This is a genomic window from Bacteroidia bacterium (assembly GCA_027493955.1).
In the GTDB taxonomy this organism is placed as follows: domain Bacteria; phylum Bacteroidota; class Ignavibacteria; order SZUA-365; family SZUA-365; genus JAOSJT01.
Genome location: JAOSJT010000001.1, coordinates 3,249,708 through 3,268,002, shown reverse-complemented (window position 1 = coordinate 3,268,002; position 18,295 = coordinate 3,249,708). Strand labels below are relative to the sequence as shown.

14 protein-coding genes are annotated in these 18,295 nt (G+C 55.8%); 4 read left to right on the top strand and 10 right to left on the bottom strand.

Features of this window, described 5'->3' with window-relative positions; genetic code table 11:
• Window positions 1-119: 119 nt before the first annotated feature.
• From M5R41_12515 to M5R41_12485, 7 genes are all read right to left on the bottom strand, one after another.
• Window positions 120-1,301, bottom strand: coding sequence for a Wzz/FepE/Etk N-terminal domain-containing protein (locus M5R41_12515; GenBank protein MCZ7557214.1), 1,182 nt, complete (start codon window positions 1,299-1,301; stop codon window positions 120-122).
• 264 nt (window positions 1,302-1,565) lie between these two features.
• Entirely contained in the window at window positions 1,566-3,287 is a 1,722-nt protein-coding gene (locus tag M5R41_12510) for an SLBB domain-containing protein (GenBank protein ID MCZ7557213.1), read from the bottom strand.
• Entirely contained in the window at window positions 3,284-4,387 is a 1,104-nt protein-coding gene (gene wecB / locus M5R41_12505) for a UDP-N-acetylglucosamine 2-epimerase (non-hydrolyzing) (protein ID MCZ7557212.1), read from the bottom strand. The genes M5R41_12510 and wecB overlap by 4 nt, the downstream gene beginning before the upstream one ends.
• Window positions 4,388-5,710, bottom strand: a complete 1,323-nt coding sequence (locus M5R41_12500; GenBank protein MCZ7557211.1) for a nucleotide sugar dehydrogenase — start codon at window positions 5,708-5,710, stop codon at window positions 4,388-4,390.
• Between the two features lie 289 nt (window positions 5,711-5,999).
• On the bottom strand, window positions 6,000-7,034 hold the full coding sequence (rfbB, locus tag M5R41_12495; GenBank protein MCZ7557210.1) for a dTDP-glucose 4,6-dehydratase: 1,035 nt from the start codon (window positions 7,032-7,034) through the stop codon (window positions 6,000-6,002).
• 470 nt (window positions 7,035-7,504) lie between these two features.
• Window positions 7,505-7,870: an STAS/SEC14 domain-containing protein gene (locus tag M5R41_12490; protein ID MCZ7557209.1), complete on the bottom strand. Its 366-nt coding sequence runs from the start codon at window positions 7,868-7,870 to the stop codon at window positions 7,505-7,507.
• A gap of 433 nt (window positions 7,871-8,303) precedes the next feature.
• Window positions 8,304-8,723, bottom strand: coding sequence for a DUF1801 domain-containing protein (locus tag M5R41_12485; protein ID MCZ7557208.1), 420 nt, complete (start codon window positions 8,721-8,723; stop codon window positions 8,304-8,306).
• 352 nt (window positions 8,724-9,075) lie between these two features.
• Between M5R41_12485 and M5R41_12480 the strand changes: the two genes are divergently transcribed.
• Together M5R41_12480 and M5R41_12475 are read left to right on the top strand one after the other, a co-directional pair.
• Window positions 9,076-9,843: a hypothetical protein gene (locus M5R41_12480; GenBank protein ID MCZ7557207.1), complete on the top strand. Its 768-nt coding sequence runs from the start codon at window positions 9,076-9,078 to the stop codon at window positions 9,841-9,843.
• A 466-nt stretch (window positions 9,844-10,309) separates the two neighbouring features.
• The gene (locus M5R41_12475; GenBank protein MCZ7557206.1) at window positions 10,310-10,987 is read left to right on the top strand and encodes a septal ring lytic transglycosylase RlpA family protein; all 678 of its coding nucleotides are present in this window, start codon (window positions 10,310-10,312) and stop codon (window positions 10,985-10,987) included.
• Window positions 10,988-11,195: 208 nt separating this feature from the next.
• On the opposite strand, the gene M5R41_12470 is transcribed toward M5R41_12475, so the two are convergent.
• The 3 genes from M5R41_12470 to M5R41_12460 form a co-directional block, all read right to left on the bottom strand.
• Entirely contained in the window at window positions 11,196-12,665 is a 1,470-nt protein-coding gene (locus tag M5R41_12470) for a multiheme c-type cytochrome (protein ID MCZ7557205.1), read from the bottom strand.
• A 232-nt stretch (window positions 12,666-12,897) separates the two neighbouring features.
• Window positions 12,898-14,256: an ATP-binding protein gene (locus tag M5R41_12465; GenBank protein ID MCZ7557204.1), complete on the bottom strand. Its 1,359-nt coding sequence runs from the start codon at window positions 14,254-14,256 to the stop codon at window positions 12,898-12,900.
• Window positions 14,253-14,927, bottom strand: a complete 675-nt coding sequence (locus tag M5R41_12460) for a response regulator transcription factor (GenBank protein MCZ7557203.1) — start codon at window positions 14,925-14,927, stop codon at window positions 14,253-14,255. Before M5R41_12460 ends, M5R41_12465 begins: the two co-directional genes overlap by 4 nt.
• 237 nt (window positions 14,928-15,164) lie before the next feature.
• On the opposite strand from M5R41_12460, the gene M5R41_12455 reads away from it, so the two are divergent.
• The gene (locus M5R41_12455) at window positions 15,165-16,034 is read left to right on the top strand and encodes a TraB/GumN family protein (protein MCZ7557202.1); all 870 of its coding nucleotides are present in this window, start codon (window positions 15,165-15,167) and stop codon (window positions 16,032-16,034) included.
• A gap of 92 nt (window positions 16,035-16,126) precedes the next feature.
• On the top strand, window positions 16,127-18,193 hold the full coding sequence (locus tag M5R41_12450) for a T9SS type A sorting domain-containing protein (GenBank protein MCZ7557201.1): 2,067 nt from the start codon (window positions 16,127-16,129) through the stop codon (window positions 18,191-18,193).
• Window positions 18,194-18,295: the final 102 nt, after the last annotated feature.

The following is an 18,295-nucleotide window of genomic DNA, read 5'->3' as shown; positions in this document are numbered from 1 at the left end:
CGGATGTTCTCAAAAACGCACTTTCATTGGAGTGTGTGAGATTCCGGGAAGTATCGCCCGCTGAGCGTTGCACAGATCCGGATCCGGGAGCGGCACTGTAAACCACCTGCCGAATGCTGCTAGCTCTTGCGCTTCAGGGTGCGCCGTACACTTGCCCACTCGTCGGGATGTACAACTGCATACCAGCGAAAACGCTCGCGAATGAGAAGAAACATTATTGCCAACACGAAGACGCTGAAGCCTGCGGCAAGAACGATCACAGAGCGCTTCGGTCTGTCTTTTCGTTCGGCGGGTTGTGCAACATCCAGGGGCACGAGCACATTGAGCTGTTTCTGTTCGTCAATCACCGCCTGTTGGTACATGGGGAGCATGAAGCCCTGCAGCTTGCTGAGAATTTCTATGTCGCGGTACAGACGGAGATAGGTCAAACCCTCGTTGGGCAAATCATCAACTTTATCACCCAACAAGCCGGCGAGATCATTGTCGCCCAATCCCGGCACCTGTTTTTCCAGCTCGGCCACGGCGATGCGCAAGGCGCGCACTTCGGCGTCGTCCGGTCCAAGGCTCCGTTCGAGCATACTCAGGCGTACCTTTTGCAGACCGAGCGTGGCATACAGCTCGCCAGCGGCGGAGATGGTGGCCTTGGTTTGTTCTTCCAGCGAGTAAATTTTTGTACGTCGCTGGAACGCGGCAAATTGCTCTTCCAGGGTACGGAGACTGTCCTGTACGGTACGGTACTGCAGCTCCACGAATTCACGATTGCTCCGTGCTTCCGTGGCGTTCAGCTCCGTGCTGATTTCATTGAGATGCTTGAAATAGGCGTTGGCAATCTCCGCCGCACGCTTGGGGTCTTTGTCCCACACATCGATGACGACGCGGCCGTCTTCGTCGAACGCAAAGGCGGAATTCTCCGACAGCGCCTTAATGGTTTTCTCCATAGACCCGTCTTCGATTTCATACACCTTCATCAAATCGAATTCCTTCACCAGTATTTCGGCCATGCGGCGGCTCTCAAGAATCGACACATAGCTGTATCCGTCACTGCCCTTGCTCCCCGCGATACCGAAGGTCTTGAGCGTGCTGGATAAACCTCCAGCCATACGTTCGAGCAGCCCGGCTTCACGATTGGGCGGAAGAAAGGTCGCGGTCGATTTATACCAGTTGGGCATCAACAGGGCAAAGACAACGCCCAGTACGGCAGCCGCCGCACTGACACCGAGGAGAAAACGCCAGTGCCGCAAAAGGATGAATACCGAGCGGACAAAGGGGCGATTATCAGACACGTTTGCTTGATCTGCCATACGATGTTGCTTTACTGAGTACAGATGCTTTGTGCGAATTGCTTCGTGAGGTTAGCTGTATGTGCGCTGGTTGAGCAGGAGATGGCTTGCTGCCCTTCTCATACTGCCATGCCGACAGAAAAAATCTATGCTCACCATGTAAATCCGGAGAAGTCGTTCGCGGTGGCCTTTTCAGCTACGAACATCACCACGCCACCCAGGATATGGTACTGTCGGACAGGCTGTCTGACGCATGCGTGATCTTTTTCGTCGGACACGGGGGACTTATCTCGACAGCGAGATAACGAGACCCACGACACCGGCGAGACCACCGACGACTGCGGCGGCGACAGCCAGGATGTCTGTTGTCTTCGCCAGAGCAACGAGCGGCTCCGCCGGTACGAAAATCATGTCGCCGGGTTCGATCACCGCATCATCCGCGTGCACCCAGGCCCGGGTATTGGCTTTGATCACGGAAGCGCGATTTTTTGTCGCGGAGGCTGAAAATCCGCCTGCCTGTTCGACATACCAATCAAAATCCTTGTCTTCCGACCAGGGTACAAAACCGCCGTTGTTCACCTGGCCGTACACGTAGACCGTACCGGTATTTCGCGGGACGAGAAGAATGTCACCATCCTCCAGAGGCACATCCGCGCCGCCATCCCGCCGAATAAAAAGACGGTAGAAGTCCACCGCCACCTGACCTTCGCGCATTCGGGAGCTGACGGACCAGTTCAGAGTGTCCTCGCTATAGAGGCCGCTTTTCTCAAAATTTTTCTCTTTCTCTCTGGACAGGTCCAGGGGCAGTCCATCGGTACCTACCTGTCTGCGGTACAGCTCGCTCAGGCCGGGCCATGCATCCTGCGTGAAACCACCTGCCAGGTCTATCAATTCGCGGAGCGTGGTCTTTCCCGGAGTGATCGGGTAGGTCCCGGGCCGGGCGACCTCACCATCCGCAACGGCGCTGCCGTTACGCTCGCGACGCCGCTCCGCATGGACGATGAGGCGGTCACCTGGTCGAAGGAGTATGTCGTCTGCGAAGGAAGCGGAACGAAGTTCAGACGTATTCAGCGTCATGGGAGCCATGCCATCGCGTGTCAATTCCCCACCGACGATTATGCGGGACTCATCCACGCCAAAGCCCATGCGAAGCAAATCCGACAGTTTATCACCTTCGATGAAGTCGAAAACACCGGGGCGCCGTACCGCTCCCAACACCGCGATACGCGGAGCGGACACATCACGCGCCGGTACCACGATGACATCTCCCTCGCGAAGCAGTGGATCGTGTCGTCCGTCGCGCGTAGCCTCGTACAGCGGGATATCCGCACGCGAGGTGCTGCCGTCCGCGTGTTGCACGACGATGCGCCGTACCGCACGCGTTTCGGTATCGGTTGTACCAAAGTAGCGGTTACTCAGGCGTGCCCGATAGCCCGGATCGTTGCCTGCTTCACCTTGCGTCTGCAGCGCTGATGTGGGAGCGGGCTTTTGTTCACTGACATCGGCCATGAGCAGTGCGATAGAAACAGGAGTCGCGGCGGTAAGAGTCAGCAGACCGGGAGTCTTGACCTCGCCCATGATGGAAACGATGATGGGTCGGGCCTGTGCCAGCGAGAGCGTCCCTTCGGCCGACTGCCACTTTTTGCGCATTGCCGTGAATACATCCTGTTTGACCTGCGCAAGTGTCTTTCCCGCCGTCTGCACTGCTCCGAGACGGGGGATTACCAGCGCTCCGTCGGCCGTGACCTGAAGCAAGGCTTCGAGGTTGAGCGGCATCGTCAGCACAAGTGATAGCACGTCACCGGCGCCGCAGTAATACAACTCGGGATCGATGGTCCGTGCTACGGGTACGCCTTCACGCGAGAGCAGTGCGGTGGCCGACTGTCCGCTTCGCTCGGTGCCGGTAAGCGACTGCAGCGGTGACGTACCGATATCGCTTTGCGCCGCAACCGGCGCAGATTGGAGGAGCAGTGCTACAATGCACAGCGAGAGGAGTACGTGTTTCATGCGTTCAGCTTGTTGAGAAGAATGTCCACGATACGTTGGGCGGCCATGCCGTCCCACAAAACAGGTATACTACCACGTTTTGCGTTCCCGTTCAATGCGGCGCGGGATTTTTCCACTGCCAGAGCGGCATTCAGTCCCACGACTTCGTTGCTGCCGATCTCGGCGGTAACGGGACGCTCGGTATTCTCACGCAGCGTGATGCAGGGAACCTGCAGGTAGGTCGATTCCTCCTGAATACCGCCAGAGTCCGTGAGAATAAGAGCGGCATTGTCCATCAGCTTCAGGAAGTCCAGATACCCGATGGGGTCACAGAGGACGAGACTGCTGATCGCCTCCACGCGATCTCGCAGTCCGAACTCGGCGATGCGGGCACGCGTACGCGGATGCACCGGAAAGATGAAGCGGGTTTCATGCTGCAATTCCTCAAAAATGCCGAGGATGAGCTCGAGATGCTCACGCGAATCCACATTGCTGGGCCTGTGCAGGGTCACGAGCGTATAGGCACGTTGTGCGAGCCCGAATTCATGCAGTATCGTCGATGCAGCGGCCTTGCCGCGGTAGTGAACAAGGGAGTCTATCATCACATGCCCGACAAAAAACACTTTTTCATCGGCTACACCTTCCCTGTGCAGGTTTTGCAGTCCGGCGTCCTCCGTCACGAAAAGATAATCCGACAGGACATCCGTGACCAGCCGGTTGATTTCTTCCGGCATGTCGCGGTCGTAGCTGCGGAGGCCTGCTTCGACGTGTGCGACCGGGATGTGCAGCTTGGCTGCCGTGACGGAGCAGGCCAGCGTGCTGTTGACGTCGCCGACGACGATGACGAGGTCGGGCTTGTGCTCGAGGAGTACCTGCTCGAAGGCCGTCATGACTTTCGCGGTTTGTTCGGCATGCGATCCTGAGCCGACGCCAAGGTAGATATGCGGCTGGGGCAGTTCGAGATCGTCGAAAAAGATTTTCGACATTTTCTCGTCGTAATGCTGTCCGGTGTGACAGATGAGATGCCGGACGCGGTCTGCATGCGCTTCAAGGGCCCGGTGCAGAGGCGCCACCTTCATGAAATTGGGACGCGCGCCGACGACAGAGAGGAAAGTGAGCATTTATTTCTTTCCGTCTCCCAACACAGTGACGTTGCGCTTGGATCCTTTGACATCCTTCGTCGCATTGCGAGTGTCAATCACGGTTTTGCTGTGCGCAACAATCATCTCGTAGTCGTAATCCGAGTGATCGGTCGTGATCACGACGCAGTCCATGGATTCGAGGAGTGCGGGCGTCAGACGCCGGGATTTGAGTTTCTTGCCATTCACCTGCACTTCGGGAACGCGGGGATCGTTGTAATGCAAATGTCGGACATTGTCCTCCAGCAGCAATTCCATGATGCGTAACGCCGGTGAATGACGGGTATCGTCCACATCCCGTTTGAATGCCACGCCGAGCATGAGCACCTGAGCGTCTTTCACGGAAATGGGCTGCATGCTGATTTCACGGAAAATCATGTTCTTGACGTAAAAGGGCATGCCCTCGTTGGTCTCGGCCGCGAGGTTGATGAAGTTGGTCTGGAAATCGTACTTTCGGGCAATCCAGGACAGATAGAAAGGATCGATCAGGATACAATGTCCGCCGATGCCGGGACCGGGATAGAAGGGCATGAAGCCGAACGGTTTGGTTCTTGCGGCTTCCACCACTTCCCAGATATTGATGCCTTCCATTCGATCGCAGAGCATGGCCATTTCGTTCAGCAAGGCGATGTTCACGCTGCGGAAAATATTCTCCAGCAGTTTTTCCATCTCGGCGATTTTCGGATTGGAAACGACGACGACGTTGTCGATGATGAGTTCCGTAACCATCTTCGTGTACCTGGTGCACTGCTTCGTCACGCCGCCGACCACGGTGGGCGTGTTTGCCGTGCCCCACACCTTGTTGCCCGGATCGATGCGTTCGGGAGAAAACGCGAGATAATAATCCTTCCCGGCCTTTTTACCGCCGCGCTCCAGGATCGGCTGCACATATCCCTGCGTGGTGTTGGGGAAGGTCGTGCTTTTCAGGATCACGATGTGGTCCTTACGCAAACCGGCCGCGATACCCTCCGCGGCATTGATGATATAGGAGATGTCGGGATCCTTTGTCTCCGTAAACGGCGTCGGAACGCAAATGAAGAGCACGTCGAGATCGGGAACGCTTCGGTAGTGATCCTCGGCGCGCAACGCGCCGGCCTCTACCACCTGTGCGAGCAAAGCGCTGTCCACATCGTCGATGTAGTTTTTGCCCTTGTTGATCATTGCGGCCTTTTTCTTGTCGACATCAATGCCGATGGTGGTAAATCCTTTTGCTGCATACTCCACCGCAAGGGGGAGACCGACATACCCGAGACCGATCACGCCGATCGTGATCTGTTTCGCAGTGATTTTTTGTTCGAGAGTCATAGTTGTTGGATTGTATTTCGCGTTAAGAGAAGTGCGCAAAAAAATTGTCCGGCTTCATGATCTGGCAGGGCGTCCGTCCGTCGGCGCCGCAGTACACGCAAATTGCGTCGAGCCATGGTGTGCGCTCCATGCGTTCATCGTCAACGAACACGACGATGCAGGCTTCTGACGTATCCCGACGTCGCCGACACTGTCCGCGACACCCCGCCGCGCGGTCCGGCGCACGGTGACGTCCTGCGCATACCCTGGCAACGATGATACCGGCAGAGGCCGGCGAAGCAGTACCATGTTATCGATTTCCATACTGGGTCTGGTAGTAGTCCGCATACGCGCCGCTCATCACCCGCGTCCACCAATTCTGGTGTTCCTGATACCATGCGATCGTTTCCGCGATACCTTCTTCGAATGGAATCTTTGGTGACCAGCCGAGTTCGACGCGGATACGCTCGGATTCGATGGCGTAACGACGATCATGCGCGGGACGATCCGCAACGTAGCGGATGAGCGATTCCGGTTTGTTGAGCGTACGCAATATCAATTTCACGATGTCAATATTCGGCCACTCATTATCGCTGCCGATATTGTACACGCGTCCCGACTGCCCATATTCGAGCACGGCAATGATGGCATCCACGTGGTCACGCGTATGAATCCAGTCCCGAACATTCAAGCCGTCACCGTACACCGGCAACGGTTTGTCATTCATTGCATTAATGAGCATGAGAGGAATGAGTTTTTCCGGGAATTGCCAGGGTCCGTAGTTGTTGGAGCAACGCGTGATCATGGCGGGGAAAGCGAAGGTCTTCGCATAGGACTGGACGAGCATATCCGAGGCGGCTTTGCTCGCGGCATAGGGGGAGGTTGGGTCCAGAGGCGAGAGTTCGCTGAATCGGCCTTCGGGACCAAGTGAGCCGTAGACTTCGTCGGTGGAAACGTGGACAAAGCGCTGAATGCCATGCTTCCGTCCCTGCTCGAGCAGCACATGTGTACCGAGCACATTCGTTTCAGTGAATACCATCGGGCCGAGTATGCTTCTGTCTACATGCGATTCGGCGGCGAAATGCACCACGGCATCAATACGTTGCTCCTCCATGACCCGGCCCACTGCATCGGCATCACGTATATCCGCTTTCACGAAATGGATGGAATCGAGAATATCGGCCAGGTTCTCGAGATTCCCCGCGTAGGTCAAGGCATCGAGTACGGTCAGTGACGTGGCTTCGCCGCGGGTTTCAAGAAAATGGCGCACAAAATTGCTGCCGATAAAACCGGCACCGCCCGTGATAAGTAGAGAGGTGGCTGAAAATGGGGAAGGTGAATTCACGTAAGAGACTGCGGGTGTTACAATTTTACAATATAGTGAACCTCCCTGAAATTCAGAAGGCGGAAAATCAAGACCTGTTGCGCTCAAACACAATCCGGCGTTCGGTCCGGTGAGGTGGAAGAGGACCCGGAAACCGAAGGAAGGTGGTGGACCCGGGCTCAGGTGGGTGATGGGAGAGCTGCGTAACACTACGGCTTCCGTACGCAGGAGATGTTTGCGAGGGAGGCTGTTCGCGGAGGGGCGGACGGAATGTCGACAGCCCGGTATCGTGCAACCTTTTCTCCGCCAGGTCCAGGGCATGAGAGACGAATGCATGGTTGGCAGAGCTTGGGGGAGCCGGCAGCGTCAGGCGACAAGGTTCGTCGGAAAAACTTCGCCGAAACAAAACGCCGGAACGTCAAGCAATGTATCGCATCAGCAGTGTACAGTAAGCGGATGGCCTGGATGAGTTCAGCGTACCATCCTTACGCCTACTCTTGCAGCCAGGCGATGGCCGTATCCTCTGATACGAAGATACGTACGTTGTATCCCGCGTTGCGTGCCACCAATTCGATGAAGTCATGACTATGATCATCCACGTCACGAATGATTGCCGCACGCGAAAGGCGATCCAGTTCGAAGCGCGGCATATCGGTGTACGCGTACTGGTAGTTCTGAATCGTCGACTCTACGTTGCGCGCACCCCGAAGGTCGAAGAGGAAGCGCTTCAGTCCGTGCTGATCGGCCAGAGCCTTGGATGCGACGGAGTAGCGGCCCGCAAATTCACGCGTGATATTGCCAGTCACGATCACACGAACGTAGGTACCATGGTCAGGAATATCCATATGGTAATGCATGGCGGACTCCTTTGGCCGAGTAAAGACGTATGACTTTTCCCGAGCGATGCCTGCGGCAACTCCGGTAGCACATGAAACACGAAGACTTCCTCAATCAAACAGCCGTGAGCAAGATATTGATGCGGAAAGGTACACAAATGCAGAACAAAATGCAGGTATCCATTTTTCATTGCATTTGCCGAGCCCGTTGATTCCCGGGCATTCTTCGGCAACTGCGCTTTACAGAAGTTGTTGCCTCAACATTGCCCATTTCGCTGTTCCAGTCGGAGGTGTACAGTGACTCCGGGTACTCGGAAAGTGTACGGTGATGACAAGCGCAGGCGTTATCAGGAGATAGCAGAGTAGCGTTTCAATGGTGCCGGGCGTCGAGTGAGATCGGGGTGTTGAACTGCCATGGGTTTCAGTCTGTCAAAGCCCGAAGCATCCGGATACGTCATCCGCCATATTTTTTTCTGAGGTATCGGATGGAATCGTCGATCATTCTGGTGAGGATCGACTGATCGATATCGGAAAGCCGTTTTACATAGAGACAGGAAGAACCGGTCTTGCATGGACCAAGACCTTTCAGGAGGTCCTGATAATTTCTGAATCCGGACATGATGTAGAGCGTGAGATTCTGTTTTCGTGGGGAAAAGCCCGTCAGAAACCAGTCGCCCTCTCTCCCGCTGTCGTAGACGTAATGATACGTACCGAAGCCCACGATACTGTCACCCCACATGCATCCTTCCAGGCCAGTCGCATTTTTCATGAGAGCGTAGAGCACTTTACAGTCTTCACGACGCGCCGCATCAGGGATGGACTCAAGAAATGCGTGGACATCCACTTCCGTTGGTCGTGTTTTAAGCTCAGCCATGGGATTCCTTTCGCACGAGGTTTACTTGTGAATATGGGAAAGTACACAGATACAAATACGAAAAACAGTTGATGCACGACCATAGCTTCGATACACGAGTTATGTGTGCATCCCGTTGTACCGGCCCGAGCGGCGAAGTCCGGAAGGTCCGACGACATACACGAGAGGAGTTTCAGTACTGTGCGCAGTGAGTTGCCGGCTCCCATGGAGATATGGATACCGCATGAGCGAGCACAACTACCGTTAAACTTCTGCGGCATCAGCGGCTACGGATTTCTGCCTTGCATGCTTTTCGAGAGTACCGATACTTTTCAATTTCGCGTTTTGCATGAATTCATCAGGGAGCATGAACATGAAACGACTTACACAATTGAGCACGCGTCGCGACCCGGATTATGACTATTCGCAGCCCGCGAAGCATCTGGTCGTCTTCAAGACCGAGGGCGATGCGGAGATCCTGGGAACGACGAAAAACGGCGTGACCACGCTCAGCGATATCGGACGCGCATTTCTCGATGTGCTCGGTCAGGCGCTGCAGAATTTCCGGTGCATCAGTATTCACGAGCTAAGCATTCGTCCCTCAGAGGTGGAACTCGCGCTTGAAATCACCAAGCGGCGCAACATTCAGGAGGAGCCGCCGCGAGACAGCGATGAATGGGTGCACTACCGCCGGATCATGACCCTTCCGGTGTTCATGGGGTATTTGAAGATGAACAGCGCACATCGAATCAATGAACTGCAGGGTACAAGCGGTGGTGACGTGTGGGCACGGCGTTACGCCTCATGCGTTCTGGCAGACGAAAAGGAGTTCGCCGCGGTCTGTGCGGCGCTGCGGGAAGAGTGGCGTCACGTGGTGGTTTCCCCGGCGTCGCGGAGGAAGGAGCAGCGGGCATCGACGCTCCAGACGGCGTTGCGCTCGGAATTCGGCGGCGCGGGAAAGCGCAGGGTGAAGCAGGTCTCCGCGGGAGCCATGGCGGAAGTATTCGGCGAGACGATGTTTCTCGGTCGCGTGTTGCTGCTGACGGGCGCGCGGCGGGGCGGCGGCGCCGGTGGTATTAGCGACAGATCGGGCAGGGTGATACGGAATCTGGGTCCGGGCAGGATCTATCTTTCCGAGTAAGCGTGATCGGGCGCACAGATTTCGCGTTCGTCCATGGTAACAGAGGCACTCCGGGTCCTTGCGGGCCGAGCGGAGAGAGAGCGTTTTGGGTGAGTCGTGGAAATGGGTCTGGGGAGAGGGTAGCGAGTGCTGCGGCAGGGCGAGTGAGGGGGGCGTTTGTGGGGGATGTATGGTGTCGGATGCGGATTTGTCGGAATGGTAATCGCTTCCGGGGTGGGAAATGGGCGATTCATGTATCGCCCATTTCTTACCTGGATTCCGGAAAAGGGCGACTCATGAAACGCCCACCTCCGGTAGCGTTCCCGCTCCTATGGCGATTCATGTATCGCCCATTTCATGTTCAGCTGCGGGAATGCAGCGATACCCAACGCGCCTCGCTCCCTGCCCGGTATCGTTTTGCGGTTTGATCCCTCGACGAGGCTCGCTATATTCTCCCAAACGGAATCCTCAATTACCGCGCATTGCAATGAGACTCACCTCCCGCCTGCTGCTCCCACTGCTCTTCGCGCTGCTGCTTTCCATCACGGGTTATGCCCAATCCGGTTTTACCCAAACCGGTATCGCATCGTATTACGGAAGCGATTTTCACGGAAAAAAAACTTCAAGCGGAGAAGTGTACAATATGTGGGCACTGACCGCAGCTCATAAGTCTATCCCGCTCCAATCCCTCGTCAGAGTGACGAATCTCTCCAATAACCTCAGCGTCGTTGTCCGCATCAATGACCATGGACCGCATCTCAAAGGACGTATCATCGATCTATCCCGCGGAGCCGCCGCAAAAATAGACATGATCAAGCCGGGGACCGCGAAGGTAAAGCTGGAAGTGATCGAGCAGGATAACCGGCCCGACTTCGCAAAGGAAAAGGGGAATACCGAGTTCTACGCCGTCAACCTGGAACGCAAGCAACTTCGGGGCTACGGTGTGCAAATCGCATCGTTCGAAAATATGGCGAATCTCATCCATCACATGGATCGGCTCAAGGAAGCGGGGATCCCGGATGCACATGTGCAACTCGCGACGGTATCCGGGAAGCTCGTCCATCGTCTCGTACTGGGCGGCTACGAGAGTGAGGCGGATGCACTGTGGAAGCTGAAGACCCTGCGCGAGAAAGGCATGGATGGTTTCGTGTTTCGAATCCCGTAGAGTCTGCCCGCACCGAATCACGTCTGAAGGTGTTTCTCTTCGACAAATACCTGCTTGGGGAAGGACTGAAGAAACGCTGTAACGGCCGCTCTGAAACGGGCTGGCGAGGGTGCTGAGTACCGGATTTCCCATGTCGTAACGACTTTCATCAGAAAAAAAACCGGAGCTCAAACATCGAGCTCCGGTTTCTCTTTTGGGGTTGCAAATGCTATTTCACCAGCGCCATCTTCTTGCTCAGCGTGGGTCCATGCTGCGATTGCATGCGGTAGAAGTAGATTCCGCTCGGCGTGGATTCCGCGTGGAATACGGCATTGTATCGTCCCGGCTCCATGGTCTGATCAACCAATGTTGTGATCAGACGACCCTGGCTGTCGAGTACTTCGAGACGCACATGGGTACGCACGGGCACATTGTAGCCGATGGTTGTGGACGGATTGAAGGGGTTGGGGAAGTTTTGCGTCAAACCGAACGCTGTGGGCAAGCCGTGGACGTTCTCAACGCTGACACCAATAGTGTGGATGTCTTTCGCATACCCGGAAGCCCATGTCACGTCCTGACTGACATGACACTGGAGACATGTGTAGTCGAGTGTCATCCCGGATAACCCGTCGCCATCAACACTGATGTATTTCTTGCCGGCAACGAAGGTTGTATCGAGGTTGTCGAAACGCGTAATCGGATCAGTGAGAATTTTCCAGAAGTGCGCGCTTTGCTCTGAGACATACGGACTGAGGCCGTCTGCATTCCTCGCCGCCTTGGGCATGTGACAATCCGTGCACGTCGCGGCGGTGTGACCCGGTATGGACTTCGAGGGATGGCACGTTTGGCAATTCGGCGCGGCCTTGATGCCGCCGGCTTCATAATAGACGCTTTTGTGGGGATTGTGGCAGGTTGCGCAGGTCATCGAGCCCTTGCCATGCTGCGATGCGGCCATCATATCACCCTGTTCACGATGACGGATAAAGCCCGTCGCGATACTGTTCACCGTCATTGGAAGCCACTCGACACGCTGATTCGTGTCTGTTCTGTCGCGGGCGTGACAGTTGTTGCAAGTCGCGAGACCATCTTTCGGAGGCTTGTTGGTCGGATTTGCAACATGCGCGCTGCCGGGCCCGTGACAGCCTTCGCAGCCGACACCGGTTTCAGCCCAGCTGCCTTCGATGCCGGGGAATGCTTCAAAAGCGGGTGTTTTGTCCTTGCTCGCGCCGGTCGTATGACAGCGATAACAGGAGAAATCATAGCGCTTTTTGCCGGGGGTTGCCTGTTCGTAATTCACATAACGGTTGGTTGGTCGATTATACTGAGCGGCGGGACCGATGATCACGTACCCTTCGGTATCCAGAAAACGCGCATTGGAGTGATAACCGCCGAGGACCCAGCCAATCTGGTCCCACGAGTACCCTTGAGGGGGTTGCGGTACACCGGGCTGGATGGTGTAGTCCACCTGCGGGCCTACCTGTTTGCGCGATGAGAGTCCGGCGGGATACGCGGGAGGCTGTCCGCCGGACAGTTTCTGAAGTTTATACGGATGACCGGAGGCCTTCCAGTCGGTGTGCACAGCATTGTGGCACATAGCGCAACTTTGACTACCGACATAGTCCTGCGCCACCGTGACGTTCACGAACACGCACAGGAAGAAGGTGGTTGCAGCTGCTAACAGTAGCGATTGTTTTTTCATAGATTCTCCTGAAAATGAGATCATACGCGTTCTCAGATCGAGTGCCTCGTACAGCTCGGGATACCCGGAGTAATTTTGTTCGTTCTGCAAACTGAAGGTAATCCGACCGGATCGAATCGGTGGAATCAACCTGCACCGTTGACAGGCCTAGCATGGTACGAAAAGCCGGTTAATCCGGACCCGTCTTGTAGCAAATTGAAGCCGGAAAGATTAGAGGACAATTAGAGCAGTATTAATTCGTGGGGAGGTGTATTGGAAGAGTGACGGTAAACGTACTCCCCTCGCCAGGAGCACTGACTATGGCAATCCGGCCGCCGTGCATGTTCGCGATCCATTGCGCCAGACTGAGGCCGAGCCCCGCCCCGCTACGTTCGCGTGTGAGCTGCTTGTTCACCCGGTAAAAGCGTTCAAAAATTCTGGCATGCTGGTCTTGGGGTATGCCGATTCCCGTGTCGCATACCTTGACCCGAACGGATGCATCCGATTGTGATAATAAGACGGTAACACTTCCTTTCTCATGATTATACTTGATCGCGTTCTCCACAAGATTGAGAAACAGTTGCATGAGCATGAGCGCGTCACCGTGTACGATGCAAGATGCGGTGGCCTCCAACCTGAGTTTGATCTGTCGCTGCGTAGCGAGCGATGCGCACCCCTGAACGATTTCCTCAAGCAGCATCCGAAGCTCCACAGCTTCGAACTCGTACCCCACAAGACGATTGTCGATGCGCGAGAGCATGAACAGGTTTTCTACGGTGCGTGATATACGATCTACCTCTTCAAGATTGCTCTCGAGTATGGCTTTGGCCACATCTCCATCAAGATCACTGTCGAGCGCGACCTGCAGCTCACCCTTTAGTATCGTCAGCGGCGTCCGGAGCTCGTGCGCGGCATTCGCACTGAATTGCTCCAACTGCGTGAAGGAGTGTTCGAGTCTTTCGATCATTTCGTTGAGCGTGTCCACGAGTCTCCCGATTTCGTCGTTGGCACCGGGAAGTGGCAGACGCTCACCGAGATTCTCCGAGGTGATGCGTCGTGCTTTGGTTATTATCTGATCGATGGGGTGCAGCAATCTCCGCACAACATAATTACCGCCGATGACCGAAAGAAAAACGACAATCGGAATCGAGATGATAATGAGGAGAAAGGATTCTTCGAGAGTGTGCTCCATGGCGGTTATCCCTTCTGCAATCGTCAGCGTGTATATCCCTACCTGCCGGACGTGAACGCGATGCCACAAGGGATCGCTGAAGACAGTGACATACTCGCCTTTCCTGACCGCACGTGCTTCGGGTGGAAAGTCTGTGCATGAGTATAACGTCCCTCCCTCGTGCTCGATACTCACATGCCTTGCGAGCGCAATTCGGGCGGATGTTTGTTCGAGAGCTCGCCCGAGGGAGTCCACCCCGGAGCCACCCCGCTCAAGAGTGAGACTCAAGTCCGCTGCGGCAGCGTCGATTCCCTCGTCTACCTCCTTGAGAAAATCCTCGCGAAGATGGAACATCATCCACATGAGCAGCATCACGAAAAGCGTCCCGTAAAAAATGACGAAGATCCCGACAATCCGGGTTCGCAAGGATAAGGCCTTCATGGGGCGTCCCCGAACCGATATCCCTGACCGCGGACGGTCTGTATGAGCTTGTGTTCAAACCCGTCATCGATTTTTCGTCTGAGGTAATTGATGTACACATCGATGACATTCGTGCCGGTTTCGTAACCCAGATTCCAAACCTGACGTCCGATCATCGCGCGCGAGATTACCTGATCCCGGTGCTCGAACAGATACCGTAGTAACATGAATTCACGATGCGTTAAATCAATGCGCCTGTCCGCACGGATTACCACCTGGGTTCGTATGTCCAATGTGAGATCAGCCACCTCGTAGCGGTCCTGTTGCACCTGGTTACCGCGGCGGAGCAACGCATTCACACGGGCGATCAACTCCTCAAAGTCGAACGGTTTGGTGAGGTAATCGTCCGCTCCGAGATTCAATCCCCGGATTTTATCCTGCGTCTGCTCAAGCGCGGTGAGAAGCAAAATGCGGGAAGGACTACCCTCCGAGCGCAATTGTTCGAGGATCTCAAAACCGTCCATTCCCGGAAGCATAACATCAAGAATGAGAAGATCGTAGTTGTCTGCTCGTGCGCGTTCCAGCCCCTTCGGGCCGTCGTATACCACATGGACGGCATGGCCGGCCTCGGACAGTCCCCGGGAAACGAAATCCGCTACTTTGCGCTCGTCTTCTATGATAAGAATACGCATTCCATTGCATCCTGATAATTCCTCCAATATACGGATTGACGATCTGCGGGAACAGCTCAACCCGGCAGGAACAGGAAGCTTCCACCCATGGTCAAGCGTTCGTTTCCCCCGGTTCTTCGTTGCCGACATGCTCAGAGCACCTGCGGTTCTCCTGCAAACGGCGCCCGGCCTGGAGCGTAGAGACGTTGATCGTCGTGCGCATGTTTCGTATGATTGAAGATTCAATCGAGGATCACCATGTCTTTCGTTCGATCGACCGTCGCACTTTTGCTCTCTCTCCTCATTCTGATTCCCGCATTTGCTTCCGCCCAATCCCTCCTCTGGCGTGTTGAAATACCCGGAACGGACGCGCCATCGTGGGTATTCGGCACCATGCACGCGCGCTGCGCAAAGGACATTCGCTTCTCCGATGCGCTCCTCGAAGCGGTCAACACTGCGGAAGTGCTCGCGCTGGAATTGGACCTCGACGATCCTGCGTTGCCCGGGGGAATCGCGAAATATGCTTTCATGCCTCGGGACAGCTCTCTGCGCGTTCTCCTCTCCGAAGGTGCGTACGATACCCTCAGCAGCTATCTGCGTGACTCCGTGTCCATGGCCATCCCCAATGTCGAGTCCATGCGGCCGCTGTTCCTCATAGGACTTCTGATCGGGAAAGTACTCGGCTGCACGCCCGTCGCATATGAGGACCGACTCATGGCCGTGGCCAAAGCGAAAGGGAAGGAGATAGTCGGTATCGAAACCGTGGAAGAGCAGTTTCACGCATTCGCCACGATTCCGTTGCGCGAGCAGGCACACATGGTGCTGGATATGATTCGCGAAATGGACAAAACCCGCGAGTCCTTCCGCCGTCTTGACGACGCGTACGCACGCGCCGATCTCGACACATTGCTCGCCCTGGCACAGGAGAGCGAGTCGGAGTACGGCCGCTACGACGATGCCTTGCTGCGGGAACGTAACCACAGGTGGATCCCGCGCATACTCGAGTTCGCCGGCAAGCGGTCGACGCTGTTCGCTGTGGGTGCGGGGCATCTACCGGGTGAAGAGGGCATTCTCAGCCTGCTTCGTGCCGCCGGCTGTACCGTTACCGAAATAATCGAGCGGCGCTGACGGGTACGCAATTAATCCATTGACCGTAAGCATCTATCGTTTCATATTAAAGTTTTTACACTGAATCGCTCATTTCACCGCAAGGAGACCCCATGACACGACTGCTTCTGCTTCTGTCTCTCATCGCCGTGACCTTCGCTCCTGCGGAGCTTCTGGCCCAGGCACGCCGCATAGTGCTTTTCGAGCATTTTACCAATGCCAGTTGCGGTCCTTGCGCGGGACAGAATCCCGCATTCCAGGACAACATTCTTGCCAAGAACAAGGGCAACATGCTGCATATCGCCTACCACACTGTGTGGCCGGGCCGCGATCCGATGAACGCGCACAATAAAGAGGACGTCGCCGCACGGGTAAGCTACTATACCGTCACCGGCGTACCCGATATGGTCATGTTGGGCGGGCAGTACCGTGGAGGTCCCGCAGGAGTGACGCAGGACATCGTCAATCGCGCCGCTTCGGAAACGAGTCCCCTGCGCATCCGGGTTCGTGAAAACACCAATGGCACCACACGCCAGGTGGATGTTGATGTCACCACGCTCGGTCAGATCGGTACCGCGGGTCTCGTGCTGCGGGGTGCCGTGGTCGAAAGCGACATCAGTTACGCGACAGCGCCCGGCACGAATGGCGAGAAGGATTTTCCGAATGTCTTCCGCCGCTTTATCAACACTCCCGCCGGTCAGTCGTTCACTCCGGCGCCGATCGGACAAACCACATCGCTGAATTTCGAATATGATCTGAACACGGAATGGGACGCGTCGAAAATTTTCACCGTCGTGTGGATTCAGCTCGAAAGCACCAAGGAAGTGATAAACGCTTCAGCTGCCTTCATGCCTGCGGTGGAGTTGATTACCGAAGGGGACATTTTCGTGAAAGGAAGCGCCCAGACGCCAACCAATTTTTCTTTGTTGGTACAGAATCTCGGGGATGTCGATCAGAATGTGAAGCTCAGTTTCAACGCTGAGCAGCCGGCCGACTGGAACGCCAGTTTCAGTGTGGATGGCACACCCGCCACTGCCGATGTCGATGTATTGGTACCGGCCAATGCCAGTGTTCCGGTAGGTATAGCCGTTGTCCCGGGCGCGCTTTCGGGTCTTGGCGAGTACGCTGTGGCTATGCACAACCTCGACAACACCGAGCTCAATCCACAGCATGCCATCACCAACATCATATCGAACGTCACCGACCTGCTCATCAACAATGACAACAGCTGGGGCGCGGATGATGGAACGAACGCAGCGGATTTTGAGGCTGCCTATCTCGGGGGGTTGCGCGTCGGCGGAAGCACAACCATCGCTTCCACAAGTCTTTCGTTATTTCAGCGTGGCTGGAAGCTCGGAAAGCTTGACGACGTGAAACATATATACTACAACGTCGGCTGGGCCTTCCCCGCGCTCACGGCCGAGCTTTCATCCGCCTTCATCACACATCTCAATACCGGCGGCAATCTCTTCATTGCCGGACAGGATCTTGGTTGGGATACCTTCGATGCCGCCGGACATGGCACATCGGCTTCGCGCGCGTTTTACCGCAACTACCTCTTCTCGAATTACGTGAGTGACGGCACGGCAACCAACACCAATGTCACGGTTGTCGGCAGCGATCCGCTGTTCGGGAAGGTACCATCCTTCCGTTTGCAGAATGTGTACGGCAGCAATACTCAGGGCGTACCGTACTTCTATCCGGACAATCTCCGACCGACGCCGGAGGGCGTCACCGTCGCATACTACGGAAGCGACCCGACTGCGGGGGCGATGATTCGGGGAGCGAAGAACGACTTTAAAACCGTGAATCTTGGCTTTGGTATTGAACAGGTTGCGGACGCCACCGTGCGCGAGGAGCTGATGAAGCTGGTGTGGCAGTGGTTCCACGGTATTATCAGCTCGGTGGAATTCGATGGTGCCGTCGCGTCCCTCACGCTGACGCAGAACTATCCCAATCCCGCCAGCGAGTTCTCCCTGATACAGCTGGGAGCCGCGGCGCGTGAACGTCGGCTTGAGATCTACGACATCGCCGGTCGTCTTGCGCAGACGATGACTATAGCTCCGGGCCACACCCAGGCGCGCATCGACGTCTCCGGATTGCGTCCCGGTATGTACACCTATCGTCTCATGGACGGCGGCCGCATCACTGGAATGAACATCATGCAGGTCGTTCGCTGAGAGCAACTCTCCGATTCCCGTTTCTCCGGGAGGGCCATGCTCAGGCGTGGCCCTTTTCTTTATTGAGCTCGTCAACCCTCCTCCCTCTGTGTCCTCTGTGTT

What these genes read in the sequence shown, in the direction of transcription:
- M5R41_12455 (MCZ7557202.1), top strand. Translation starts at nt 15,165, where the DNA reads ATGTCTTTCGTTCGATCGACCGTCGCACTTTTGCTCTCTCTCCTCATT.
- M5R41_12500 (MCZ7557211.1), bottom strand. Translation starts at nt 5,710, where the DNA reads ATGACTCTCGAACAAAAAATCACTGCGAAACAGATCACGATCGGCGTG.
- M5R41_12480 (MCZ7557207.1), top strand. Translation starts at nt 9,076, where the DNA reads ATGAAACGACTTACACAATTGAGCACGCGTCGCGACCCGGATTATGAC.
- M5R41_12515 (MCZ7557214.1), bottom strand. Translation starts at nt 1,301, where the DNA reads ATGGCAGATCAAGCAAACGTGTCTGATAATCGCCCCTTTGTCCGCTCG.
- M5R41_12490 (MCZ7557209.1), bottom strand. Translation starts at nt 7,870, where the DNA reads ATGCATTACCATATGGATATTCCTGACCATGGTACCTACGTTCGTGTG.
- M5R41_12460 (MCZ7557203.1), bottom strand. Translation starts at nt 14,927, where the DNA reads ATGCGTATTCTTATCATAGAAGACGAGCGCAAAGTAGCGGATTTCGTT.
- wecB (MCZ7557212.1), bottom strand. Translation starts at nt 4,387, where the DNA reads ATGCTCACTTTCCTCTCTGTCGTCGGCGCGCGTCCCAATTTCATGAAG.
- M5R41_12510 (MCZ7557213.1), bottom strand. Translation starts at nt 3,287, where the DNA reads ATGAAACACGTACTCCTCTCGCTGTGCATTGTAGCACTGCTCCTCCAA.
- M5R41_12470 (MCZ7557205.1), bottom strand. Translation starts at nt 12,665, where the DNA reads ATGAAAAAACAATCGCTACTGTTAGCAGCTGCAACCACCTTCTTCCTG.
- M5R41_12485 (MCZ7557208.1), bottom strand. Translation starts at nt 8,723, where the DNA reads ATGGCTGAGCTTAAAACACGACCAACGGAAGTGGATGTCCACGCATTT.
- M5R41_12475 (MCZ7557206.1), top strand. Translation starts at nt 10,310, where the DNA reads ATGAGACTCACCTCCCGCCTGCTGCTCCCACTGCTCTTCGCGCTGCTG.
- M5R41_12465 (MCZ7557204.1), bottom strand. Translation starts at nt 14,256, where the DNA reads ATGAAGGCCTTATCCTTGCGAACCCGGATTGTCGGGATCTTCGTCATT.
- M5R41_12450 (MCZ7557201.1), top strand. Translation starts at nt 16,127, where the DNA reads ATGACACGACTGCTTCTGCTTCTGTCTCTCATCGCCGTGACCTTCGCT.